The organism is Paraburkholderia unamae, assembly GCF_003096875.1.
GTDB classification, from domain to species: domain Bacteria; phylum Pseudomonadota; class Gammaproteobacteria; order Burkholderiales; family Burkholderiaceae; genus Paraburkholderia; species Paraburkholderia unamae.
On sequence record NZ_QEOB01000003.1, the window covers coordinates 334,902 to 357,673 of the forward strand.

Genomic DNA, 22,772 nt, shown 5'->3' on the forward strand with positions numbered 1-22,772 from the left:
GGATCTGACATGGTTCGCTCGACGCGCAAGTGGTTCTGGGTCCACAAATGGAGCAGCCTGATCTGCACGCTGTTTCTGCTGGTCGTCTGTGTGACAGGCTTGCCGCTGATCTTTCTCGACGAGATCAGCGAGCACTGGCGAGGAGATCCGCCCGCGGCCCCGCTATCCATAAGGACACGGCTCGTCAATCTGGACCATCTCGTGGCCTCTGCGACGGGTAAAGACGGCGTTTTTGCTGGTGAAACGGTGCGGTGGCTCAGCATTGAAGAGGATAGCGGCCAGATCTGGATGGGACTCGCACCCTCCTATGACGCGCCGCGCACACTGGACCATGTCGTACGCTTCGATGCGCGCAGCGGGCGAATCATCCGAGCTGCGCGCTCCGGTGAACATACGTCGCCGTTGTGGATCGGGTTGATGTTCAGACTGCATGCGGACTGGTTCGCAGGCCTTGCTGGTGAGCTGTTTCTCGCATCGATGGCATTGCTGTTCCTGATCGCAACAGTGTCGGGCGTAGCGTTGTACGGCCTGTTCATGACAAAGCTGCCCTTCGGCACGGTACGCAAGGACAAATCGCGGCGACTGCGATGGCTCGATCTTCACAATCTGCTGGGCATCGTCAGCGTGGCTTGGGTCATTACGGTGAGCGTGACTGGCATCATCAACCAGCTCTCCACACCGCTCTACGACATCTGGCGCACGACCGAGCTAAGCGGTCTGCTCGCTGCATATCGGAATCAGCCGATGTCTGTGCATCCGGATTCGGTGCAAGCGGCGTACGAAACAGCCTTGCGCGCGCAGCCCAGGAAGACAGTGCGCAGCATCCGGTTTCCTGATGGTGAGCTCGGCAGCCCCTATCACTATCTGATCTGGACCAAGGGCGATACGCCCTTGACGTCGCAGCTCGCCACGCCGGTACTGGTCGATGCGCGTTCCGGACGACTCACGGCAACGCTATCGCTGCCCTGGTATTTGACCGCCTTGCTGACCGCAAGGCCGCTTCATTTCGGCGACTATGGTGGCCTGCCATTCAAGATCGTCTGGGCGTTGCTCGATGCCATGACGATCGTTGTTCTCGGCAGCGGTGTGTATTTGTGGATTGGACGTAGGAATACGCGGAGCACGCGAGTCGAGCGACTCGGGATTGCGCACGAAGCCGCAAATGAAATGATGAAGCGGAAACCCGGAAATGTCGGTGGAGAGAAATAAATGGGAACGCCAACTGACCACGCCGCGGTGCTTCGCCGAGTGTGGTGTGCACCTGTCACTCTGGCCTCCCTAACGATCGTCGGATTGCTGAGCGCACTGGTTGGCAACGGAATCTTGAACGACGTCGCGTGGATCTTTCTGGCGACGCCGGTACTCGTTGCGGGGTGCTTTGGCGTGATACGCGCGGAAAGATGAACTCACGCAATGCACCGAATCTCAGTCGAGATTTACTGCAATCCAGGTGCGACAAGATGGCAGTCCTGTGAAGGCTACACTGACTCGTCGCTCTAGGTCGGGCATGCGACATCCCTTCCACAAAAGTCACCGATAAGCGCCCCAAAAAAAGCGCCGCCCGCTTCTGCGGGACGGCGCTGTGTTCAGGAATGTGGACACGTTACTGATCGCGGATACGACCTGTGCCGCGCGCCGGTTTGCGACTGCATGGCGGCCGCTTCGCAGGCGGCGCCTCGTAGCCGAAACGCGACCACGCATCGGGATCGATCGGAACCGGATTCGTGCGGCCCGTTGCGAGGTTCACGAACACGGCTGAGAACGTCAGCCCACCATTGCGAAACAGCGACCAGAGCAGGTTGAACGCCTGCACTGAAATCGCCTGGTTGATAACGAGCGACTGCTTGCGCAGCGCGTCCGCCATCGAGCATGAGGGCGAGTCGTCGCCCTTGTCATTCTTCGCGTTCAGCATGTCCGGAAACAGGTCGCCAACATGGGGCAGCCTGTCGTGCCGGGGCTTGCCGAACTCGCCGAGAATGACCTGACCGCGGTCCGTCTCGTTGCCGCAATCGAGGTAGTAGAGGCACTTCCCTCGTTTCGCGGCCTGCACGATTGCGTGACGCGCGCGCCGCGAATCGACGCAGCCTATCACCATGTCGGCATGCAGGTTGACCCGCGAGTCGACCCTGCGCGGCTCGGCAACCCAGTTGGTGCCCATCAGCAGGTTTAGCCTGTTGACCAGCAACGTCGCCTTGTACTGGCCGACGTCGTTGGGGTAGAAGCCCTGCCTGCCGACGTTGAACTCGCTCACCGTGTCATCGTCGTACACCGTGCATTCGATCCCACCTGGGTGTCCGAGCTCGACCATGGCGTGATGCAACCGTGCGAGCGACGGCAGCAACGCACTACCCGTGCCGCCAGCGCCGACCACCACAACCTTCCATGATCGGGAGAGCATCTGCGGAGGCAAAAGGTGAAGAGGGTTCCCGGTCATTTGAGGTCTCCTGCAAGCGCGGCAACCCATTTCAGTGGAACCTCGCCAGCAAGTTCGAAGCGCCCTTTCGCACACAGCCGCAGGGCGATCGTCGGCTGTCGATGACAACGCCCGAGAACCAGAGCGAACTTCACATCGTGCTGGTCATCGCGATTGTCCGTCGCCGAAAAGTATGCCTGACCACTCCCGTGCGAATGACAGTCAACCACCAGCCACTCACCTTCACGCAGATCCGGACGCTCGTAATGCAGATGGCCCGGCCCGTGGGACAGCGCTGGAAGCGGCACCAGCCGGAAGCGTTTGGCAAGTTCGTCCCACACAATCCACGCACCCACCTCGTTGGGCAAAGCCAAACGCGCCATGCGCGCAAATTCAACGACGAGTTCGGCTGGCACGGCACCGCACGGCAATTCGGTCAGCTCCATCGCCTCGCCGTACGGCACCGGCGTGCTCCATTCGAACGAAGCCAGCCGACGAACCAGCCGAATCCACGGGCGGTTAATTTCAAGGAACACGCCGTTTGACGCGATAAGCAGGCGCTCGCCAGGGGCCCTCATCAGTTCCACCGGCTCGCGCGTGGGGACCATCACAGACGGGAAGGAACCCCGCAGGACCAGATCGACCGGATTCATGCTGCATCTCCGATTGAGCCTGCGACGAGCCTGCTCGCGGTTGCGCCTTTCATCGGTACGAGCACATCGAGCGGAAACGACTCGAACTTGCCATCGAGCATGTCGCGCCAGAACGCAAAGAAGCCGTCCTGGTAGGCCACGCGTTTGCCACCGTGATTCGGATGCGTGAAGGCCGAGTTGAAGAATCCCTCTTCCCAGCCACCAATCGCGTCCACCTCGATGCGCCTGGGAACCTGCGCAGAACCAATGCAGATCTGCCCCTGGTCCCAGGTGTTGAAGTACGGCGGCTCGAACAGTGGCGTATCGGGCGATGGGCGAGCACTTTCCTTCAACGCATACACCCGGAAGCCAGACACCGAGGCCTGAAATACCAGCCCCGGATGCGGCACGACGCGACTGCGCTTGCCCAGTTCCTTGCAATCGAAAAACACCCGGCGATGCGCCGGCGGGCACCACCACGTCACCGCGGCGGATGACACACCGAGCAGGTTGGCGGGAAGAAACTCGCAATTCGGCGCTGCACTCTTGTCCAGTTGCAAGAGCGTAGAGACGAGCGTGCGGCGATCGAGGGGACGACCCGCCCCGATCACGGGGCGACCCGACACACGGTCGGCGGCGATGGGGTGGGCGGTCGCGTAATACGCGCCGTTTTCACCCGAGTAAAGCAGCAACGCGGACGACAAGGTAGCGTCACGGCCGGTCTGGCCAATTGAGACATCATTCATGGAAAGAACTCCTGATCAAGGGCTCACCACCAGCGCAAGCAGCTGGTCAAGGTGGTGAAGCATCTGGAAGGCAAGGCTCCATCGCGCGTACTGCTCGCGGATGCCCTGTTTTTTGCTGGAAAATTCAATGAAGCAGCTGTACTCGGTCGCTTCTCCGGCCTGGTACTCACCGTTCATGTAGTCATCGAGAATCTCGATGGATCGCTCGTTGTTCGCGAGCATCAAGGTGCATCCCGAGTAGATCGGGCGCGAGTCGTAGCCTGTGTTCAGCAGATCGCGCTTGCCCGCTCGCCTGAGCAGCCGATGAAGCGCGGCAAGCTCAGCACACACCTGCGAAGGCATGCCGGTAGAACGGGACTGGAGATCACGCAGTTCGCGCTCCGAGAGTTCAAGACGTCGGCTTCGGCGTCCATCGGGCCTGCACGGTGAGCGGATTTCATCGGGGTAGATCTCGGGAAGAACGACTGACGGCAGGTAACGCATCACCGTTTCGTCATCCGCGCCGTGGTACTCCTTCAGAAGATCGTGCACTTCTTCGTCTTTCGCGCTCTCGTCGCCCTCCCAGTGCATGCAGGCGAATTCCTGAAGGAACCACCCAGGCGTGCGTACAAGGACGGTTTTGCCGGAAACGCGGTCCACAATCGAAAAGAGCGTGTAAAGGAGAAGCGGATGGCAGTCCCTGAGAGCCCCGGCAAGCGGGCCGATCTCGTGGACCCACTCATCGGTCAGCTTCACGCCAAGATGAAGCGGTCCCTTTGGCTCGAATTCATCGTTGTGCTGGTAGGCAAGACGATCCTCAACAGCGTTGGTGTCGCAAAGCTCCACCTTGACCGAGAGGTACTGCAACGGCCGGCGCAACTGTCGTCCCATCCACGCAAAAAACGCCTGCTGGAAGGCATCCGCGGCGTTGACCGGCGCGTGCACGTCAGTCGCGCGCAACGGTCCGTACCGGAACTGATCGAGCACGACGTCGTTGATGGCGAGATCGGCCCGCCACTTGAGCGTGATGGCCGACGGCACAGTGGCGGCGACATCGGGCAGCGTCAGAACACAAGGGGAAGATCGATGTCCGGTAGCGGCAGGGCGTGGCGGTTGCCAGCTCTCGCCGTTGCCCTCAGCGACCGGTCGATCAGCAAATGAAGGATCGAGCAACATTTGTTCATCTCGTCGTCGTATAAAAAAACCGCCCTTTCGGGCGGTTCCTGTTGGTTGAAGCCGTTGTCCGGATCGGACAGGGCCTTGAGCAGGGCGTCCTTACGCATGGGCGCCTTTGGCACCGGCTGCACGGACAAACTTGTAGCTGGCAACCTCACCTGCGACTTCCGGCCCATCGACCGTGGCGGTCGTGAGTTCCGGGTACTGCGCCGCGTAGAGGTCGCGAACCTGATCGGGCGAGAACGCCGGACCCGGATCCACGAAGTGCATGCCGTTGTAGAGAAACTCGCGAACGAGCGCGGCCACGGTGATTGCCATGGTGTGAGTCCTCACAGAAGTCCAAAGAGATCGGTCTTGCCGTCATCTGCGTCCACCGCCACTGGCGTTGCCGCATCCGTCGACGGCTGTGCCGTGGAAGCATCACCCTCTTCGGGCGATTCGTCGCCGCCTTCGGGCTCCGATGCAGGCGCAGGAAGCGCCGGCTTCGACCCCTTCGACAACGCCTTCTGCGCCTTGCCTGCCTGCGACTTCTCAGCCGCCTCCAGGATTTCGTTCGTCGCGCTCACCTGTTCGGCGAGGGAGCGATGCACGCCATGGAACGAACGCAGCGCTTCCACAAAGCCCTCATCGAGCTCGGCAGCCGACGCGGTGAGCACCAGGGGCTGACGCAGCACCGCCTCTTTCGAGTCGCCGCACGGCATGACCACCACGGCCATCTGGTCGCCGGCCATCTTCATCGTGAGCGTGACCTTGCCGGTCTCGCGCACGAATGCTTCGAGTTGCTGGAACATGGAAAACCTCTAAACAAAAGAACGCCGCGAGAAGCGCGGCGTGAGACAGGGAATGAGCCGGGGTTCCGCCCCGGCAATCGTCAGAACTTGAGGACTTTCAGCACCCTGCCGTCGTAGTTAAAATCCTTGACGCTCAGTAGCGCCTCGATCACCTCGGGCTTCGATTTCGCGAAGACCTTCCTGAAGTCCTCGCCCATCGCCGCACGGATGCCGAGTTCGTCCGCCACGACCTTCATCTCCGATTTGGTGATGAGATCGAGAAACGCCTTGTCGAGCTTCCAGTACTTCGTCAGGTCCAGCTTGTGGTGCCTGCACATCTGGGTGAGGTATGGCACGTCCACGCCCTCGATCGCAGAAGCCAGCATCGCAACGATGAGGTTCTCCTGCGCCAGTGGCGAAGCGGCCTTTGCCCCCTCGGCGGCGCTCGCGAAACTCGACACGGGCGGCTTGTCATCGAGCAGTCGCTCCCACAATGCGCGGAAGGCGGTCTCGTTGATACTGCGCGCCTGCCCCGTCGCGACGATCGCAATCAGATACTGGCGAACCAGTTCGAGATTGGTGCCGATGTCGCGACGCAGCGCCTTGCGCCAGAGTGCCACGCGGTACGCCTTCACCTTTTCGGATTCGGAGACCGCGGTTGCCTCAGGTGCAGCGGCGCCGGGCTTCTCGCCCTTCGCCGCGCTTGACGTCTTCGACGAGCCGGGGGCCGTGGCAGCTGTCGCCGGCTCCGGTGCCTTTTCGCTCCTGATGCGCGCGGCAACCTTCTTCATGTTGCAGACCGTATCGAAGCACTGGCCCTTGTAGACGTTGCCCAGTGAATCAGGCAGACCGCTCACCGCCGCGCCAAAGTTCTGGCAGGCATAGCACGCCTTCGACTGCTCGGCGCCCACGCCCTTCGGACCATCCGCCACGAGCTGGATGCGCGTGTGGTTGTCACCCGGGCGTACGATGCGAACGGTCTGGTACTCGTCGCGCAGGCCTGCGGCCGTGGCTTCGAGCTGCTTTTCCGTTTTCTCGTTGTAGCAGGCGCGGTTCGTGCAGCTGCCGGTGCCGATCGACTCGCCAAACATCTCTGCCTGGGCGGCTGAGTTGTGCTGGCAACCTGCGCAGTCCACCTTGTCGAAGATCGCGGCGGAAAGCGAGCATGCCGCACGCTCCAGCACCTTCTTCAGGTCGGCAACGCCATGCCCTTCTTTCACAACGACCGGCAGCAGCTTGTCCTGCTGCTCCTTCGTGAAAGCCGCGAACAGTTCCGCGTGGCCGAGCTTGATCGTGCGCGTATTGAGCGCATCCAGAACGGACGCGCTGCAATTCATGAGGGCAAGACGTGAGTCGAGCGTCTGGCGACTCCAGCCGAGCTGGCGTGCCGCTTCGTCCCGGTCGCCCTGACACAGGCCAACGATTTCCGCGGCGCCGACAGCCTCTTCAGAAGGGGCCATGTCGTCACGCTGGATGTTTTCGATCAGCGCGAGCGAACGCGCCTCGAACTCATCCATTTCACGGATAACGACAGGCATGGCGTAGTCGTCGCCATGTGCCTCGCGCGCCGCGCGAACACGACGTTCGCCTGCGACGAGTTCATGGCGTCCGTCCTCGAGCGGGCGCACAAGAACGGGCGAGATAATGCCCTGATGGCGCACCGACTCGATCATCTCCGCCATCTTCGCGGGATCGAAGTATTTGCGCGGATTGCGGCCGGGCTGGATGTCGCCGAGGCGAAGGGTAACGGGTTGTTGCATTGCGGGGCTCCTGAGAGGGAACCCGCTCCCAACGGGAAGAGGATTCCCGAAGGGTGAAAGTAAGATTGGCCTGGTGGCCTGTGTCGATGCGCGGTACGCGCGATAGGCAAGCAGAACGATACCGCCGGCAAACGCCGCCGCGATCACGAAATGGTGCCCAAAACAGGGGCGCTTTCGAAAAGACCTCGGTTCAATCCAGGCGTTCGCTTTAAAACAGGACGAGCTGGTCGACTTTCTCGAAGATGTCCGGATTCGGGCGTGCCGCTCCGAGCGCGTCCGCGAACAGATCGATCACGTCGTGCGCGGCTAACCTTGGATGCCTGAACAACGAAACCCACGGGATGGAAGCGCCAATCATTGATGACGAATTGTGGACACTGATTGAGCCTTTACTGCCGCCGCCCAATCCCCGGCACAAAGAGCATCCTGGTCGCCCACGTGTATCGGATCGGGCGGCATTGAATGGCATCCTGTTCGTGTTGAAAACCGATCTGCGTGGAAACCGGTGATCGAGCAAAGACTATGGCAACAGCTTGCTGCGACGATGCGGCGCGGTGGCGCAGCTTGGAAGATTGGGCAGTAGCGCGGTCAACAACTTTAAATGGGCGTTTTCATCCTCAGCTTGTATCGTGGGAAAGAACGATCTGTAGCAGCGCGCGGCAGTGGCTCGTCGTGGGCGATTGGGCCAGAATGTGGGCGATCTGTTGTGTAGTTGATAAGGCGTTAATCATTTTTTTGGCGTCAGCAAACGATCCACGAGCTGTTCTGCAAGGGCTTTGTCTACAGGTAAGCCCACAAGGGCGCGTAGGTATAACGGTGCGAACAGGTGATTGATGACATCATCAATATCAGGCGCTGGCTCGCCTCGTGCTCGCCCGCGCTCAAGCATGGATTTCAGTTGCTCAATACGTGGAGTCAATGCCGCTATTCGCTTCTCGGGCGTAACGTCCGATGTTGCCAAGAGGACACGGAAAAAATTCGCCTCATCGGTGGAAGAATTTAGACCCACCGCAACTCTCTCACTCCAAATCTTAAGGTCCTTTTCAATAGAGCCTTCGTTTGGCAAGGGCCACTTTTGTTCGAGCCGTTCTACGGCCATGTCCAGCAAAAGTGCGCCCAGGTTTCCCCAGCGGCGATAAAGGCTGGTTGGCGCGACGCTAGCGCGCTGGGCAATCTCCGGCATGGTGACGCTTTGCAGACCTTTTTCTGCAACCAGGTCACTTGCTGCCGCGATTACCTTGGCTCTGACGATCGCGCTCCGGCCACCTGAACGTGTACTTGACATCGACGCCCCTAAAAGCAAAAATAATTGCGTTAAGTATAGCGTGTCTTGGCCGCAGACGCCCCTCACCCAGGAACAGGACAGTAAGCAATGGCAAACCAGCAAACCATGTCCAGTAGTCAGGATTATTCGACTCAGCGTTTGAGTCAGCGTTATCGCTTCGCCGATCCGAATATGGACCTCTTTTTTTTGGGAGCCATTGGGTGGGGGCCTGCGGGTGGGCTATCGGTAGGCGAGGCATTCCACATTGCTGCACAGATCGAAGATGGCGACGCAGATTCTTGGTCTCGTGCGTTTGAGCATCAGGGAGAAATTCTGGCCGCACAAGCCGACATTTGGTTAGAACACGGATGTCGCCGCACGGCGGGTGAGTTTCGCTTAAAAGCCTTCGCCTGCTATCGGTCGGCGTGGCAGTTTGTCGTTCCAGGGGAAAGCTTCATAGCGCTGTTCCGTGCTAGTCAGAAGCACTTTGATCGAGCCATGACGGAGCTGAACCTTGCAGCGACGCGTTTTTCCGTACCTTACGGACATGGAGAGTTGCCGGGGCACTTCTATCAGGCGAGCTGCGCATCTGCTCCCACGATACTAGTGATCGGGGGCGCCGATACCTGTCATGAAGACCGGTTCTTGTCACAAGGGCGCTACTACCTTGATCGAGGATATTCAGTCGCGTTAGTCGATTTGCCGGGACAGGGACTCGTGCAAGAACAGGGACTGCATTGGGAGCCAGAGACTGAACGACCGATTGCGGCAGTGGTTGATGAATTGATCGCTCGCTTTGGAGTAGAGCCACGCCGACTGGCCCTTCTCGGCATGAGCCTGGGTGGCTACTTCGCCTGCCGCGCAGCAGCGTTTGAGTCTCGACTAGCGGCAGTCGTTGCCACCCCGGCGCTCTCTCGTCCCAATGAACTGTTTGCGGGGGTCGCAAAACAGGAGGCGGATGGCGGCATAGCATCGGATGTGGCGCGCAAGAATCTTCAGGTTCTTATGTGGAAGGCGGGTGTAGCTGACTTAGCGGAGCTGACGCGTCGATGGAACGGCGTGGCTGTCGATCCTAAGAATGTTCAAGTGCCATTTCTATCTGTGCTCGGCAGACAAGAGGGGGCCGTTTGGCAGAAGCAAACGCAGGAATGGCACAAATCAATTCCTTCTGCAAAAAAGCGCTTGGTAGCACTCGACGCGGCAACAGGAGCCGACGCCCATTGCCAAGGAAATAATCCGCTCCGACTAGTTCAAGAGGTCGATGGGTGGCTACGTGAAATTTTGATCTAACTGAGAGGCGAGTTCAAAAAGGCGACGCCGTACGCCTTAAGATGCTCCAGCAGACGAGGGCGCAGCCGAATTTCAAGAATGCTTCGGGAATGTCAGCTCGACGATCGAAGCGTATGCGAAGACGACGGAAGTTGTAGAGCCACGAGTGAGTCCGTTCAACGACCCAACGGAAGCGGAACAGACGTTTGTCTGACTTGTGCACTGCGGAGCATTTTTGTCCACAGTTTTTGTTGGCAATCCTGTGGAAAACTACCGACGGCGCAACATTGCTCTGCCACCGTCCCGGTTGGGCTCTTGCCCCGCGCGCGAAGTTGCAGGTGCACGGCCGCGCACACCGCAGGCAGGCATGGTCATCACTTCCCCGGCGCGGATGTCCGCGCGACTTAATCCGGAAAGCTTCACTTTTTGTTGAGCTTTCCGGATTTCCAGCGATCTTTCGGAATCAGCGCGGAGAGCACGAGCGTGGTGTACGGCACCTTGCGCGGATGCTCCTCGTGCCGATCGCCCGTGATCGAGAACCCGCCCCACACGCTGGCCTTGCATCATGCCCCCGCGCCGAGCCTCTCCTGGCGGTCGTACATGATGCCGTGGGTCGAATACTCGGGAAACACCACGAGCGCCATGCCCGGCAAACCCTGCTTCGTGCCGAGCACCAGGTCGGCGATACGGCGCGCGTTGCCGAGCACCTCCGCCGTGGTGTGCTAACGCGGCATCTCGTAGTTCACCACTGCGACGCCCACGCAAGTGAAGCCGTTCGAAATACCACCATGTCGTATGCCGCTTCCTCCTTCAAAACGTTGACGACGCGCGCGAATGCCGCTTCCCCTGAGCGCCGGTTCGCGCGCGGCGCACCCTAGTGACTGATCATCCAGGGCCGCCCCGCCGGCCGCTTGAGGCCGTCGGAAGCCGCGCCCGCTAGCTTCGCTGCGCCGCCCGAGCAGCAACTGCAACCGGCTCGATGACGCAGCGGTGGCCCGTCGCCGGACTGGCGCGGCGCGTGCGCGGCACGCTCGTTGGTCGCGTGCGCGGCGCGGCGCGTACCCGCCATCAGTGCCAGCGAGGGCGCGCTGATGACCCGTCCGCCTTCCGTGCCGCACTCGGGACAACGGCACGGTTTCTCGCGGTCCGCGATACGTCGCATGACGGCGAACGGCCCGCAATTCGCACACTCGAAGTCGTAGATGGGCATGACAACCTCCTTTGCCTGCGTGATTTCAGTGTGCCGCTCAAACCTTCGCGAGATCCGGTGAACACGGCAGATCCACGTCGCCCTTGATGTGCTGGATCGGGCCGTCGGCGTTCGGACGAATGTCGAAGTCGAAGATCTGCGTCGGCAGCCACAACGTCGCGCACGCATTCGGAATATCGACCACGCCGCTGATATGTCCCTGCACCGGCGCGCAGCCGAGCAGCGAATACGCCTGCGCGCCGGAATAGCCGAACTTCTTCAGATATTCGATGGCGTTCAGACACGCCTGGCGATACGCGGTGGTCACGTCGAGATAATGCTGGCCGCCCTGCTCGTCGACGGATATGCCTTCGAAAATGAGGTAATCGTTGTAGGTGGGCGTGATCGGGCTGGGCTGGAACACGGGGTTGCGAATGCCGTATTTCGCCATGCCGCCCTTGATCAGATTCACACGCATATGCACCCAGCCCGCCATTTCGATCGCGCCGCAGAACGTGATCTCGCCGTCGCCCTGGCTGAAGTGCAGGTCGCCGACCGAAAGGCCAGCGCCATCCACGTAGACGGGGAAAAACACCTTCGAGCCGCGCGACAGATCCTTGATGTCGCAATTACCGCCATGCTCGCGCGGCGGCACCGTGCGCGCGCCTTGCGCGGCGGCCTTGTCGCGCGCCTCGCCCGCGAGCTTGCCCATGTGCGCGGTGGCCGCGAACGGCGGGTTCGCGAGCGGCGGCACGCGGTCAGGCTCGGTGGCAATCAGGCCGGTCTCGCGCGCGTTCCAGGTTTCGAGCAGTTTCGGATCGGGCAGGCACCCGATCAGGCCCGGGTGAATCAGGCCCGCGAAATTCACACCCGGAATATGGCGCGAGCTCGTGTAGACGCCGTGGAAATCCCAGATCGACTTTTGCGCGCTGGGGAAATGATCGGTGAGAAAGCCGCCGCCGTTCGTCTTCGAGAAGAAACCGTTGAAGCCCCACTGGCTATCGGCTTTCGCGCCGATGTCCAGCAGGTCCACCACGAGCAGGTCGCCGGGCTCCGCGCCGTGCACACCCACCGGGCCGGACAGAAAGTGCACGATCGACAGGTCGATGTCGCGCACGTCGTCAGCGCTGTCGTTGTTCTCGATGAAGCCGCCGGTCCAGTCGTAGGTTTCGAGGATGAAATCATCGCCGGGCTTCACCCAGCAGGCCATCGGAATGTCGGGGTGCCAGCGGTTGTGCACCTGTTCGTTTTCGTAGGCCGACTGGTTCAGATCGACCTTGATGAGAGTATCGGGCATTGCGTTTGCTCCTGGGTTCGCGGTTTGACATGCGGCGCGGCGCGCGAACGCCGCGCCGCGCTCAGACAGAGAGGTATTCGCGGATACGGTCGGTATCGCCCGCATCGCGCGTACTTTGGTGCACGAAACGCCCGCCCTCGATCACGAAGAGCCGGTCGGCCACGTCGAGCGCGAAGCTCAACACCTGCTCCGAGACGACGATGGCGATATTGCGGCTCGCGCGAATCTGGTTGAGCGCCTTGGCGATGTCCTTGATGACGGACGGCTGAATGCCCTCGGTGGGCTCGTCGAGCAGCAGCACCTTCGGGTCGGTCGCGAGCGCGCGCGCAATCGCGAGCTGCTGTTGCTGACCGCCCGAGAGATTGCCGCCCTTGCGCCGCCGCATGTCGAACAGCACCGGAAACAGCGCGTAAAGATCGTCGGGCACGCGCTGGCTCTGCGCGTTTTCGAGGCCCGTCTGAATGTTTTCCTCGACGCTCAGCGAGGCGAAAATCTGCCGTCCTTGCGGCACGTAGCCGATGCCTTTGGCCACGCGCCGGTAGCTCTCGTCCTTCGAGACGTCAGCGCCGCCCACGCGCACCGTACCGCGATTGGCGGGCAGCATGCCGATCAGCGCCTTGAACAGCGTGGTCTTGCCCATGCCGTTACGGCCCATCACCGCCACGCTTTCGCCGTTTGCAACCGAAAAGCCAATGCCGTGCAGCACTTCGCTCTGGCCGTAGCTGACGACGAGATCGTCGACTTCCAACATGATGTGTTCTCCGTGTTGTCGTTCAGTGTCCGACTCAGTGGCCCAGATAGACCTCGATCACGCGCGGATCGGCCTGCACCTGCGCCATCGGCCCTTCCGCGAGAATCTTCCCCTGATGCATGACCGTGACCTTGTGCGCGATGCGCTCCACGAAGGCCATGTCGTGCTCGATCACGATCATCGAGCGGTTGCGGCAGATGCGGTCGAGCAGATCGGCGGTCAGTTCGCGCTCGCGCACACTCATGCCTGCAATCGGTTCGTCGAGCATCAATAATTCGGGATCCTGCATAAGCAGCATGCCGATTTCGAGCCATTGCTTCTGGCCGTGCGAGAGCAGCCCCGCTTCCAGATCAAGCGCGGCGGCCAGGCCGATTTCGTCGGCCACGTCGCGCACGCGGTCGGCCACTTCGGCGTCCTCGCGGTAGGCCAGCGCGCCGAACACGCTGCGTCCGCGCGGAAACGACACTTCGAGGTTCTGCGCGACGCTCAGGTTTTCGTAGATCGACGGCGTCTGGAACTTGCGGCCGATCCCTTTACGCACGCGGCGGAATTCCGCGAGACTCGTGATTTCCTCGTTGCGGAACTTGATACTGCCCGCCGTTTCCTTCGTCTTGCCGCAGATAAGATCGAGCAGCGTGGTCTTGCCCGCGCCGTTCGGGCCGATCACCACGCGCAGCTCGCCGCGTTCGAGATAGAGATTGAGCGAATCGATCGCCTTGAAGCCGTCGAACGACACGGTCAGGTCCTCGATCGCGAGCAGAAAGTCGGTATTGCTCATGCTTCACGCCTCCTTGTTCGCCGCGCCAAGCAGCCGCCGCACGCGCGGGCGCACATGCTCTTCGTAGAGGCCCGCCAGCCCGTTCGGAAACACCATCACCACGCCGATGAACATCGCCGCCATCAAATAGAGCCAGAGGTTCGGAAAGCTCTCCGAGAACCAGCTCTTGCCGAGATTCACGAGAATCGCACCGTACACCGCACCGACGAGAGACATGCGCCCACCCATGGCCGCATAGATCACCATTTCGATCGACGGCACGATTCCCACGAACGAAGGCGACATGAAGCCCACCTGCAACGTGAACATCGCGCCGCCGATTGCCGCCAGCATCGCCGCGAGGCAGAGCGCGAACACCTTGAACATGGCGACGTCGTAGCCCGAGAAGCGCACGCGATCTTCCTTGTCGCGCATCGCGAGCAGCAGCGTGCCGAGCTTGCTGCGCTGGACCCAGCGGCAGGCGAGCAGCGCGCCGATCAGCAGCGCGGCGTTCACGAAGTACAGCACCAGCTTCGCGTGATCGGTGCGGATGTCCCAGCCGAGCAGCGTGCGCAGATCGGTGATGCCGTTCACGCCGCCCGTATAGCCTTGCTGGCCGATGATCAGCACCGAGAGAATCAGCGCGACCGCCTGCGTGATGATCGCGAAGTACACACCGCCCACGCGCCGCTTGAACATCGCGTAGCCGATCACGAAGGCGAGCGCAGTCGGCACCGCGAGCACCGCGAGGATCGAGAACGGCAGCGAGTGAAACGGCTTCCACCACGCGGGCAACGCCGTGAGCTGGTTCCAGTCCATAAAGTCAGGGATGCCGGGCGTGGTCTGCGTGCGCGTGGCGGCCGCATCGGACGCTTCGAGCTTGAGAAACATCGCCATCGCGTAGCCGCCGAGGCCGAAGAACACGCCCTGGCCGAGACTGAGCACGCCGCCGTAGCCCCACGCGATCACGAGGCCGATCGCCACGAACGCGTAGGTCAGGTACTTGCCCATCAGGTTCAGGCGGAACGTGTCGAGCGCAAGCGGGAACACGACCACGATCAGCAGCGCGAGCAGCACGATGCCCGCGTAGCCCGAGGCGTCGAGCCGCGCGAGGCGCGCGCGCCAGCCGGCTGGCGGCGCGCCGTGGCCGGATCGCGGGGAAACGCCGCCCGCCGTGGGTTGGATGGGTTCCATGTCCATCTCTCCATACGAATGAAGCTGTGAATGAGGCATGCGCAACGACGTGCGCCATGTCGCGCGATTACACGCGCCGTACCTTAGAGGCGAACAGGCCCTGCGGACGCAGCATGAGAATCACCACGACGGTCAGCAGCGTGAGCACGCGCGCAATCGAGCCCGAAAGAAAGAATTCGCTGATCGACTGCATCTGCGCGATGCCGAACGCCGAAGCCACGGTGCCGAGCAGACTCGCCGCGCCGCCGAACGTGACCACCAGAAACGAATCGACGATGTAGAGCGAACCGCTCGTCGGTCCCGTCGAGCCGATGGCGGTGAAGGCCGCGCCCGCCACGCCCGCCACGCCACAGCCGATGGCGAAGGTCATGCGGTCGGTGCGTCGCGTGTTGATGCCCGCCGCGTTTGCCATCGGCCGGTTCGCGACCGTGGCGCGCACGCGCAAGCCCCAGCGCGAGCGATAGAGCGCGAGCAGCAGGCCGCCCGTCATCAGCAGCGCGAGGCCCATCACGAACATGCCGCTCACCGGAATATCGAGGCCCGGCGTGGGCTCCCACGAACCCATCAGCCAGTCGGGCAGCGCCGGGCTCACCTCCTTCGGGCCGAAAGTCGAGCGGAACACCTGCTGCATACCGAGGCTCAGGCCCCAGGTGGCGAGCAGCGTGTCGAGCGGCCGCTTATAGAGATGGCGGATCAGCGCCCATTCGGCGAGCCACCCCGCGGCGAAGGCCAGCGCGAACGCCGCGAGTATCGCGAAGAAGAAGTACACGGGCGTGAGCGCGTGCCAGACGTTCTGCGAAAACCACGAAAACATGTAGACCGTATATGCGCCGATCGTCATGAATTCGCCGTGCGCCATGTTGATCACGCCCATCTGGCCGAAGATCACGGCGAGCCCGAGCCCCATCAGGAGCAGGACGCTGAAGAGGCTCAGACCGGCGAAGCCCTGCATCAGCGTGATGTTGAAAATATCGGTAGCGGACATCGAACGCTCCTCGCGCGGCGGCGTCATGCGTCGCCGCGCCGCTGCGGTTGACGGATTACATGTAGCCCTTCGGGAATGGATTCGGCTGGATCGGCTGATCCGACTGCGCGACGACCTTGAACTGGCCATCCGCCTGCCCTTCGCCAATCATCGAGCGGCTCCACAGGTGATGGTTCGCATCGACCTTCGCGTAGCCTTGCGGCGCGTTCGCCACCTCGATGCCCGCCGAGTGAGCCACCACCTTGTCGACGTCGAAGCTGCCCGCACGCTCGCACGCGGCCTTCCAGATCCACGGGCCAAGATAGGCGGCCTGGGTCACGTCGCCGATCACCGATTTCTGGCCGTAGCGCGCCTTGAACGCCGCGACGAACTTCTTGTTGTTCTCGTTATCGAGCGACTGGAAGTACTTCATCGACGAATAGAATCCGGCGAAATTGTCGCCGCCTATGCCGAGCACTTCGTCCTCGGTGACCGAGATCGTCAGGAGGAGCTGCTTCTGCGGCGTGATGCCCGCCGCCTTGAGCTGCTTGTAGAACGCCACGTTCGAGCCGCCCACCACGGAAGCGAAGATACAGTCCGGACGCGCAAGCTTGATCTTGTTCATCAGTGATGCAAATTCGGTCGTCCCGAGGGGGTAATACTCCTCGCCCACGACCTTGGCATGCAAATGCTGCTCGATATGGCGGCGTGCGATCTTGTTCGACGTGCGCGGCCAGATATAGTCGGAGCCGATCAGGAAGAACGTCTTGGCCTTCTTCGTGTTCGAGGCCCAGTCGAGCGCCCAGAGAATCTGCTGGGTCGCTTCCTGCCCGGTATAGAACACGTTCTTCGACTGTTCGAGGCCCTCGTAGAAGGTCGGGTAATAGAGCAGGCCGTTATCCTTCTCGAATACCGGCAGCACAGCCTTGCGCGAGGCCGAGGTCCAGCAGCCGAATACTGCCGCGACGTGATCGCTTTCAAGCAGCTTCTTCGATTTTTCGGCAAAGGTCGGCCAGTCGGACGCACCGTCTTCCTGGATGATCTGGATCTTGCGGCCGAGCACGCCGCCCATCGCGTTGATCTGCTCGATGGCGAGGCGTTCGGCCTGGATCGAGCCGGTTTCAGAAATCGCCATCGTGCCCGTGGCCGAATGCAACTGGCCGACCGTCACCGTGGTGTCCGTGACCGCGAGGCCCGTGGTGTTGACCTTCGCGGTGGGCGGCGTTTGTGCAAACGCGCCGCGCGGCAGGCCCAGCGCCATCAGCGGCGCGGCGGCCAGGCCGCCGAGCATTTTCCGGCGCAGCGGCGAAGGCATCTGGGCATCGTCATCGAATCGATCATCTGCGGACATCACATTCTCCTTATCGGGTGCCCGGCGCTCGGACGCTGCGGGCTGGGTCAGTGGTTGGACGCAATGTAGAAAACCAAATTGACGATCGGAATACGTCGATTGACGTATTCCCGGCGCACGCACTGGAATGTAATTTGCATCGCACGTCGACCCTGCGCGGTTTCGGCGCTTGTACCGCTTTCGCACCAATCCGGATCATCCACATGCCCCAGAGTCCCCCTTCCGTGGGTGCGCCCAGCACGCAACGCATCGTCAAGGTGCGCCGCGACTACAACGCGTGGGTCGGCGACGAGACCCTCGAGGACTACGCGCTGCGCTTCACGCCGCGCTCGTTTCGCCGCTGGTCGGAATTGCGCGTCGCGAATACGGCGATCAGCGCAGTATCGTTTCTGGTGCTGGAGGCGATCGGCGGCAGCCTTGTCGTGAATTACGGCTTCACGAACGCGTTCTGGGCCATCGTTGTCGTCTCCGTTCTCATCTGGCTCACGAGCCTGCCCATCAGCTATTACGCGGCACGTTACGGCGTGGACATGGACCTGCTTACGCGTGGCGCAGGTTTCGGCTATATCGGTTCGACGCTCACGTCGCTGCTCTACGCGGTATTCACGTTCATTTTTTTCGCGCTCGAAGCGGCCATCATGTCGCTCGCGCTTCAGCTCTATTTCCAGATTTCGCTGGCGATCGCGTATGTGGTGAGTTCGCTCGTTGTGATACCGATCGTCATGTTCGGCATTACGCTGATCAACCGTCTGCAAAGCTGGACGCAGCCGCTGTGGCTCGTCCTGTTCGTGCTGCCCTACGTCGCCGTGTTGTGGCATCAGCCCGACCTGCTCGCGCAGTGGACCACGTTTGCGGGTTTCGCCCCGCAGGGCAGTGCATTCAGCCTGATTGCCTTCGGTCAGGCTTCGACGGTCGTGTTCGCGCTAATCGTGCAGGTAGGCGAACAGGTGGACTATCTGCGCTTCCTGCCGCCGCTCACGGCCCAGAACCGCACACGCTGGTGGCTCGCGCTGCTCGGCGCCGGCCCCGGCTGGATCGTGCCGGGCGCGCTCAAGATGCTGGGAGGCGCGCTTCTAGCCTTCGTCGCCATCCAGCACGAAGTCGATGTGGACCATGCCGCGCAGCCCACACAGATGTATCTCGTCGCCTATCATCTGCTGCTCGATCCATTAGGGCTTGCGAGCTGGGCGCTTCCCGCAATGACGCTGTTCGTGATCGTCTCGCAATTGAAGATCAATGTGACGAATGCGTATGCGGGCTCGCTCGCATGGTCGAATTTTTTCGCGCGCCTCACGCATAGCCACCCGGGACGCGTGGTCTGGCTCGTGTTCAACGTGATGATCGCGCTGCTGCTGGTGGAAATGGGCGTGTTCGACGCCATCGGCAAGGTCCTGTCGCTCTACGCGAACATTGCGATTGCGTGGGTGGGCGCGCTGTTCGCCGATCTCGTCATCAACAAGCCGCTCGGTTATAGCCCGCGCCATATCGAGTTCAAGCGCGCCCACCTCTACGATGTGAATCCCGTGGGCGTGGGCGCGATGCTGATCGCGGCCGCCGTCGCGATGCTCGCGCATAGCGGCCTGTTCGGCGTGCTCGCCAAGGCGATGTCGTCGTTCATCGCGTTCGGTGTGGCGTTCGCGTGCGCGCCCGTGCTCGCGGTGCTCACGCGCGGGCGCTACTACATCGCGCGCGACGCGCAACCGACCGGCGACGCAGCGTCGCTACGCTGCGCGATCTGCGAGAACACCTTCGAGCCCGACGACACCGCATACTGTCCCGCCTACGGCGGCACGATCTGCTCGCTGTGCTGCTCGCTCGATTCGCGCTGCCACGACCGCTGCAAACCGCACGCGCGCTTCGCGTCGCAAGCCGAACACGCGCTGCACAGCGTGGTGCCGGGCGCGCGACTCGGGCCCGCCGCGCTGCGCCTGATTCATTACGCGAGCCTCGTGTTCGCGATGCTTGCGGTACTGGGTAGCGTGCTCTATCTGATCTGGTCGCAGAGCACGATGTCGGTTGCCGCCATCGACGCTCCGATCGGCCACGCGATTGCGAGCAGCTTTCTGAAGATCTTTCTCGCGCTCTCGCTGGTCGGCTGCATCGCAGCGTGGTGGTTCGTTCTTGAGCGCGAGAGCCGCCGCGTCACGCAGGAAGAGTCGCAGCGGCAAAACGAATTGTTGATGCTCGAAATCGACGCGCACCAGAAAACGGACGCGGCACTCAAGCGCGCAACCGCCGCCGCTGAATCGGCGAATCAGGCCAAGAGCCGCTACGTGTCTGGCCTGAGCCACGAATTGCGCACGCCGCTCAATAGCATACTCGGCTACGCGCAATTGCTGCTTCAGGCGAAGGAGGAACTCACGCCCACACGCTACAACGCCGTGCGCACGATCCATCGCAGCGGCGAGCATCTGCTCGCGCTCGTCGACGGGCTGCTCGACGTCGCGCGTATCGAGGCAGGCAAGCTCCAACTGAATATCGCCAAGGTGCCGCTGGCCGATTTCGTCGCGCACGTCACGTCGATGCTGCGTCCGCAGGCGCTCGAAAAGGCGCTCGCGTTCGACGTGCAGACGGTCGGCCGCCTGCCCGCCACTGTGCGCACCGACCAGAAATGCGTGGGCCAGATCCTCACCAACCTGATCGGCAACGCGATCCGCTTCACGTCGAGCGGCACGGTCACACTGCGCGTGAGCCACGTACTCGATACACTTAAGTTCGAGGTTGCCGATACTGGCCCTGGCATTCCCCCCGCAGAAATGGAGCGCCTTTTCCTGCCGTTCGAGCGCGGCGAGGCAGCGCACGCGCACGATCACGGCGCAGGCCTCGGCCTCACGATCTGCCGCTTGCTCACGCAGGCGCTTGGCGGCAGTCTCGAAGTGGACAGCGAAGTGGGACGCGGCACGCGTTTCGTGGTGCGCCTGTTCGCGCCCGCAGTGGACAGCGCCGCCGCCTCGCATACCGAGCTTGCGTCGATTCGCGGCTACACGGGCGCACGCCGCGCAATTCTCGTGGTCGATGATCTTGACGATCAGCGCGGCATCGTCGTGCAGTTGCTCACGCCGCTCGGCTTCGATGTCGCGGAGGCGGCCAGCGGTACCGACGCATTGCGCTGGCTCGCTACGCACACGGCGGACGCCATCATCATGGATATTTCAATGCCGTTGATGGACGGCTACGAAACCAGCCGCCTGATATCCGAAAACCAGTTGTCGAACGCGCCCATTGTGCTGCTTTCGGCCAACGCGTTCGCCGACGACCGCGAGCGCGCGGGCGCGACCGGCTGCGCGGGCTATTTGGTAAAACCCTTGCAGGTGAATCTGCTGCTCGACAAACTCGCGCAACTGCTCTCGCTCAACTGGATCGCGTCCGAGACGAGCGTGCTCAGGCTGACTGACGCGGCGCAAGCAGCGGACGCTTCGATGACGTCCGGCGCGCAGACACTCCCGCCCGCTGCGTGGCCGCCCGAACTCATCGGCCATCTGCGTGCGCATCTCGAAGTCGGCTACGTGCAGGGCGTGGCCGAACAGCTCAACGTCGCGCACGCGACCTGGCCTGCACTGCAGGATCAGATCGACGTGCTGCGCACGTTGGCGGAACGCTTTCAGCTAAGGGAACTCGAGCATGAACTCGACCGACTTGCACGCGGCGCAAACGCGTGACGCTCTTGCCACGCCCGCGACCACGTCGATCGTCTCCACCCCAGGCACCGGCGACACCGCCGCCTGGCTGCGCGATCGCCCCGTGGTACTGATCGTCGACGATACACCGGACAACCTCGCCTTTCTCTCCGACACACTGCAGGGGCACGGCTACGCAGTGCTCGTCGCGCTTTCGGGCGAGGACGCGCTCAAACGCCTCGCGCTCGTCACGCCCGATGTGGTACTGCTCGACGCGATGATGCCCAGCATGGACGGCTTCGAAACTTGCCGGCGCATTAAGCAGGACGCGCAGCACGAGCATCTGCCCGTCATCTTCATGACCGCGTTGACGGAGACCGAACATGTGGTGCGCGGTTTTCGCGTCGGTGGCATCGACTATGTGACCAAACCAGTGCGGCCCGAGGAGTTGTGTGCGCGCATCGGCGCGCACGTGCAGCGTTCGCGCGCGCAGCTTTACGCGCAGGCGGCGCTGTCGCTCGACGCCCGCGCGGCACTGATCGTCGGCGCAGACGGTACTATCCGCTGGCAAAGCCAGCAGGCCGCGAATCAGATCGCAGCCTACGACACCGCTCGTGCCGATCCGGTTAATCCGGCCAATACGGCGCAAGCCGCGAATGGGAGCGCCGACGTTCCGCAGCCGAAGCTGCCGGCGCCACTGCACACCTGGTTCATCGACTGGATCGCGCGCGGCGCCCGGAGCGACGCCATGCACGAGTTCACCTCGGGCCATGTGCGCCGCTCGGCCAGCGCGACACCCGCACCGGAACCGGGCGAGTGGATCGTCATCCTCAAGGAGACCGACGACACCGTGCATCGCAATGCGCTCGCCGAACACTTCGCTCTGACCGCGCGCGAAGCGGAAGTGCTGCTCTGGGTCTCGCGCGGCAAGACGAACCGCGACATCGGTGACATCCTCGGCATGGCGGCACGCACGGTGAACAAGCATCTCGAGCATCTGTTTCGCAAGTTGCATGTCGAAACGCGCGCGGCAGCGGCAGCGCTCGCGATCAAGACGCTCAACCGGGCTTGAGGACCAGCCGGACCGGTCCCGCACAGGCCAGCCCTACAGCCCCGATGCCTCGTTGTCAGCAGAATGACATATCGACGCAAACATTTGTATCGACACACACCTTCTCCGCGCCACCGACACTCGTCCTCGCGCAAGCCCCCTTCGCGAGCCGTTCGTTCAAGCGAACAAAAGAGATGTGGCTGATTTCCGCGCAATCTGGAAGACTGTTCAGCAGACACGTACCTGGGAGGTTAGATCGCATCAAGTCGCCGGCTGCAAATCCGTCCGTCATACTGAGTCAGGCTCATCGCGGCCCGGTCTACGGCTTAAGCAAGTACTCGAACGGCTACGGGAGATGTGAGGCTTGCCGGCTTCCCTCACTGGCCTTCAATCGTTCTCCCGGACACATCAGCTAAGCTGATGTAATCCGAAGAGGACGAAATGAGCAGAACAAGAAGGCACTTCACTGACGAATTCAAACGGGAAGCCGTGCGACTGTGCAAAGCACCCCGCGCCCAGTTTGCGCAGTTGCACGGAAGGAAGCGATCTTTAACCTCGGACTCTAACGGCGTTTCATACTAACACCGTGGGC

19 protein-coding genes and 3 pseudogenes are annotated in these 22,772 nt (G+C 62.0%); 5 read left to right on the forward strand and 17 right to left on the reverse strand.

The features are described from left to right. Positions 1–9 precede the first annotated feature (9 nt). The gene (locus C7402_RS08620; RefSeq protein WP_116610280.1) at positions 10–1,209 is read left to right on the forward strand and encodes a PepSY-associated TM helix domain-containing protein; all 1,200 of its coding nucleotides are present in this window, start codon (positions 10–12) and stop codon (positions 1,207–1,209) included. Between the two features lie 394 nt (positions 1,210–1,603). Here C7402_RS08620 and C7402_RS08630 read toward each other — a convergent pair whose 3' ends face one another. The 7 genes from C7402_RS08630 to C7402_RS08660 form a co-directional block, all read right to left on the reverse strand. Then, entirely contained in the window at positions 1,604–2,434 is an 831-nt protein-coding gene (locus C7402_RS08630; RefSeq protein ID WP_116610282.1) for a PRTRC system ThiF family protein, read from the reverse strand. Beyond that, on the reverse strand, positions 2,431–3,066 hold the full coding sequence (locus C7402_RS08635) for a PRTRC system protein A (protein ID WP_116610283.1): 636 nt from the start codon (positions 3,064–3,066) through the stop codon (positions 2,431–2,433). The genes C7402_RS08630 and C7402_RS08635 overlap by 4 nt, the downstream gene beginning before the upstream one ends. Beyond that, positions 3,063–3,791, reverse strand: a complete 729-nt coding sequence (locus C7402_RS08640; protein WP_116610284.1) for a PRTRC system protein B — start codon at positions 3,789–3,791, stop codon at positions 3,063–3,065. Before C7402_RS08640 ends, C7402_RS08635 begins: the two co-directional genes overlap by 4 nt. A 15-nt stretch (positions 3,792–3,806) precedes the next feature. Continuing rightward, positions 3,807–4,946 (reverse strand): PRTRC system protein F, encoded by a 1,140-nt coding sequence (locus tag C7402_RS08645; protein WP_116610285.1) that lies wholly within the window; start codon positions 4,944–4,946, stop codon positions 3,807–3,809. Positions 4,947–5,045: 99 nt separating this feature from the next. Further along, complete coding sequence (locus tag C7402_RS08650; RefSeq protein ID WP_116610286.1) at positions 5,046–5,264, reverse strand: PRTRC system protein C; 219 nt, start codon at positions 5,262–5,264, stop codon at positions 5,046–5,048. A gap of 11 nt (positions 5,265–5,275) precedes the next feature. Beyond that, positions 5,276–5,737, reverse strand: a complete 462-nt coding sequence (locus C7402_RS08655; protein WP_116610287.1) for a PRTRC system protein E — start codon at positions 5,735–5,737, stop codon at positions 5,276–5,278. An 80-nt stretch (positions 5,738–5,817) separates the two neighbouring features. After that, complete coding sequence (locus C7402_RS08660) at positions 5,818–7,476, reverse strand: PRTRC system ParB family protein (RefSeq protein WP_116610288.1); 1,659 nt, start codon at positions 7,474–7,476, stop codon at positions 5,818–5,820. A gap of 341 nt (positions 7,477–7,817) precedes the next feature. Here C7402_RS08660 and C7402_RS08665 point away from each other — a divergent pair. Then, positions 7,818–7,979: pseudogene (locus C7402_RS08665) on the forward strand (transposase); the annotation flags it as partial. A 224-nt stretch (positions 7,980–8,203) separates the two neighbouring features. On the opposite strand, the gene C7402_RS08670 reads toward C7402_RS08665, so the two are convergent. Then, positions 8,204–8,761, reverse strand: a complete 558-nt coding sequence (locus C7402_RS08670; RefSeq protein ID WP_116610289.1) for a TetR/AcrR family transcriptional regulator — start codon at positions 8,759–8,761, stop codon at positions 8,204–8,206. Positions 8,762–8,848: 87 nt separating this feature from the next. On the opposite strand from C7402_RS08670, the gene C7402_RS08675 reads away from it, so the two are divergent. Further along, positions 8,849–10,030: an alpha/beta hydrolase family protein gene (locus C7402_RS08675; protein WP_208948911.1), complete on the forward strand. Its 1,182-nt coding sequence runs from the start codon at positions 8,849–8,851 to the stop codon at positions 10,028–10,030. Positions 10,031–10,043: 13 nt separating this feature from the next. Here C7402_RS08675 and C7402_RS08680 read toward each other — a convergent pair. The 9 genes and pseudogenes from C7402_RS08680 to urtA form a co-directional block, all read right to left on the reverse strand. Further along, positions 10,044–10,211 (reverse strand): annotated as a pseudogene (locus C7402_RS08680) (IS5/IS1182 family transposase); the annotation flags it as partial. A 271-nt stretch (positions 10,212–10,482) separates the two neighbouring features. Continuing rightward, positions 10,483–10,716 (reverse strand): annotated as a pseudogene (gene amiE, locus C7402_RS08685) (aliphatic amidase); the annotation flags it as partial. A 167-nt stretch (positions 10,717–10,883) separates the two neighbouring features. Next, a complete protein-coding gene (locus C7402_RS08690; protein ID WP_116610290.1) occupies positions 10,884–11,219 on the reverse strand; it encodes an FmdB family zinc ribbon protein in 336 nt (111 codons plus the stop codon). A gap of 37 nt (positions 11,220–11,256) precedes the next feature. Continuing rightward, positions 11,257–12,495, reverse strand: coding sequence for a formamidase (fmdA, locus tag C7402_RS08695; RefSeq protein ID WP_116610291.1), 1,239 nt, complete (start codon positions 12,493–12,495; stop codon positions 11,257–11,259). Positions 12,496–12,556: 61 nt separating this feature from the next. Further along, on the reverse strand, positions 12,557–13,246 hold the full coding sequence (gene urtE / locus C7402_RS08700; RefSeq protein ID WP_116610292.1) for an urea ABC transporter ATP-binding subunit UrtE: 690 nt from the start codon (positions 13,244–13,246) through the stop codon (positions 12,557–12,559). Between the two features lie 34 nt (positions 13,247–13,280). Continuing rightward, positions 13,281–14,024, reverse strand: a complete 744-nt coding sequence (gene urtD, locus C7402_RS08705) for an urea ABC transporter ATP-binding protein UrtD (protein ID WP_116610293.1) — start codon at positions 14,022–14,024, stop codon at positions 13,281–13,283. A 3-nt stretch (positions 14,025–14,027) separates the two neighbouring features. Next, complete coding sequence (urtC, locus tag C7402_RS08710) at positions 14,028–15,197, reverse strand: urea ABC transporter permease subunit UrtC (protein ID WP_116610294.1); 1,170 nt, start codon at positions 15,195–15,197, stop codon at positions 14,028–14,030. Positions 15,198–15,264: 67 nt separating this feature from the next. Then, positions 15,265–16,182, reverse strand: coding sequence for an urea ABC transporter permease subunit UrtB (gene urtB / locus C7402_RS08715; RefSeq protein ID WP_116610448.1), 918 nt, complete (start codon positions 16,180–16,182; stop codon positions 15,265–15,267). Between the two features lie 55 nt (positions 16,183–16,237). Continuing rightward, positions 16,238–17,512: an urea ABC transporter substrate-binding protein gene (gene urtA / locus C7402_RS08720; protein ID WP_116610295.1), complete on the reverse strand. Its 1,275-nt coding sequence runs from the start codon at positions 17,510–17,512 to the stop codon at positions 16,238–16,240. A 203-nt stretch (positions 17,513–17,715) separates the two neighbouring features. On the opposite strand from urtA, the gene C7402_RS08725 reads away from it, so the two are divergent. Both C7402_RS08725 and C7402_RS08730 read left to right on the forward strand, forming a co-directional pair. Further along, positions 17,716–21,171 (forward strand): hybrid sensor histidine kinase/response regulator, encoded by a 3,456-nt coding sequence (locus tag C7402_RS08725; RefSeq protein WP_116610296.1) that lies wholly within the window; start codon positions 17,716–17,718, stop codon positions 21,169–21,171. Positions 21,172–21,253: 82 nt separating this feature from the next. Beyond that, on the forward strand, positions 21,254–22,201 hold the full coding sequence (locus C7402_RS08730; RefSeq protein WP_116610449.1) for a response regulator transcription factor: 948 nt from the start codon (positions 21,254–21,256) through the stop codon (positions 22,199–22,201). Positions 22,202–22,772: the final 571 nt, after the last annotated feature.

Excerpts from the sequence above, each read along its gene's own strand:
- C7402_RS08670 (WP_116610289.1), bottom strand. The coding sequence starts at position 8,761 with ATGTCAAGTACACGTTCAGGTGGCCGGAGCGCGATCGTCAGAGCCAAG.
- C7402_RS08660 (WP_116610288.1), bottom strand. The coding sequence starts at position 7,476 with ATGCAACAACCCGTTACCCTTCGCCTCGGCGACATCCAGCCCGGCCGC.
- urtD (WP_116610293.1), bottom strand. The coding sequence starts at position 14,024 with ATGAGCAATACCGACTTTCTGCTCGCGATCGAGGACCTGACCGTGTCG.
- C7402_RS08620 (WP_116610280.1), top strand. The coding sequence starts at position 10 with ATGGTTCGCTCGACGCGCAAGTGGTTCTGGGTCCACAAATGGAGCAGC.
- urtB (WP_116610448.1), bottom strand. The coding sequence starts at position 16,182 with ATGTCCGCTACCGATATTTTCAACATCACGCTGATGCAGGGCTTCGCC.
- C7402_RS08645 (WP_116610285.1), bottom strand. The coding sequence starts at position 4,946 with ATGTTGCTCGATCCTTCATTTGCTGATCGACCGGTCGCTGAGGGCAAC.
- fmdA (WP_116610291.1), bottom strand. The coding sequence starts at position 12,495 with ATGCCCGATACTCTCATCAAGGTCGATCTGAACCAGTCGGCCTACGAA.
- C7402_RS08640 (WP_116610284.1), bottom strand. The coding sequence starts at position 3,791 with ATGAATGATGTCTCAATTGGCCAGACCGGCCGTGACGCTACCTTGTCG.
- C7402_RS08650 (WP_116610286.1), bottom strand. The coding sequence starts at position 5,264 with ATGGCAATCACCGTGGCCGCGCTCGTTCGCGAGTTTCTCTACAACGGC.
- C7402_RS08635 (WP_116610283.1), bottom strand. The coding sequence starts at position 3,066 with ATGAATCCGGTCGATCTGGTCCTGCGGGGTTCCTTCCCGTCTGTGATG.
- urtC (WP_116610294.1), bottom strand. The coding sequence starts at position 15,197 with ATGGAACCCATCCAACCCACGGCGGGCGGCGTTTCCCCGCGATCCGGC.
- C7402_RS08725 (WP_116610296.1), top strand. The coding sequence starts at position 17,716 with ATGCCCCAGAGTCCCCCTTCCGTGGGTGCGCCCAGCACGCAACGCATC.
- urtE (WP_116610292.1), bottom strand. The coding sequence starts at position 13,246 with ATGTTGGAAGTCGACGATCTCGTCGTCAGCTACGGCCAGAGCGAAGTG.
- urtA (WP_116610295.1), bottom strand. The coding sequence starts at position 17,512 with ATGTCCGCAGATGATCGATTCGATGACGATGCCCAGATGCCTTCGCCG.
- C7402_RS08630 (WP_116610282.1), bottom strand. The coding sequence starts at position 2,434 with ATGACCGGGAACCCTCTTCACCTTTTGCCTCCGCAGATGCTCTCCCGA.
- C7402_RS08690 (WP_116610290.1), bottom strand. The coding sequence starts at position 11,219 with ATGCCCATCTACGACTTCGAGTGTGCGAATTGCGGGCCGTTCGCCGTC.
- C7402_RS08655 (WP_116610287.1), bottom strand. The coding sequence starts at position 5,737 with ATGTTCCAGCAACTCGAAGCATTCGTGCGCGAGACCGGCAAGGTCACG.
- C7402_RS08675 (WP_208948911.1), top strand. The coding sequence starts at position 8,849 with ATGGCAAACCAGCAAACCATGTCCAGTAGTCAGGATTATTCGACTCAG.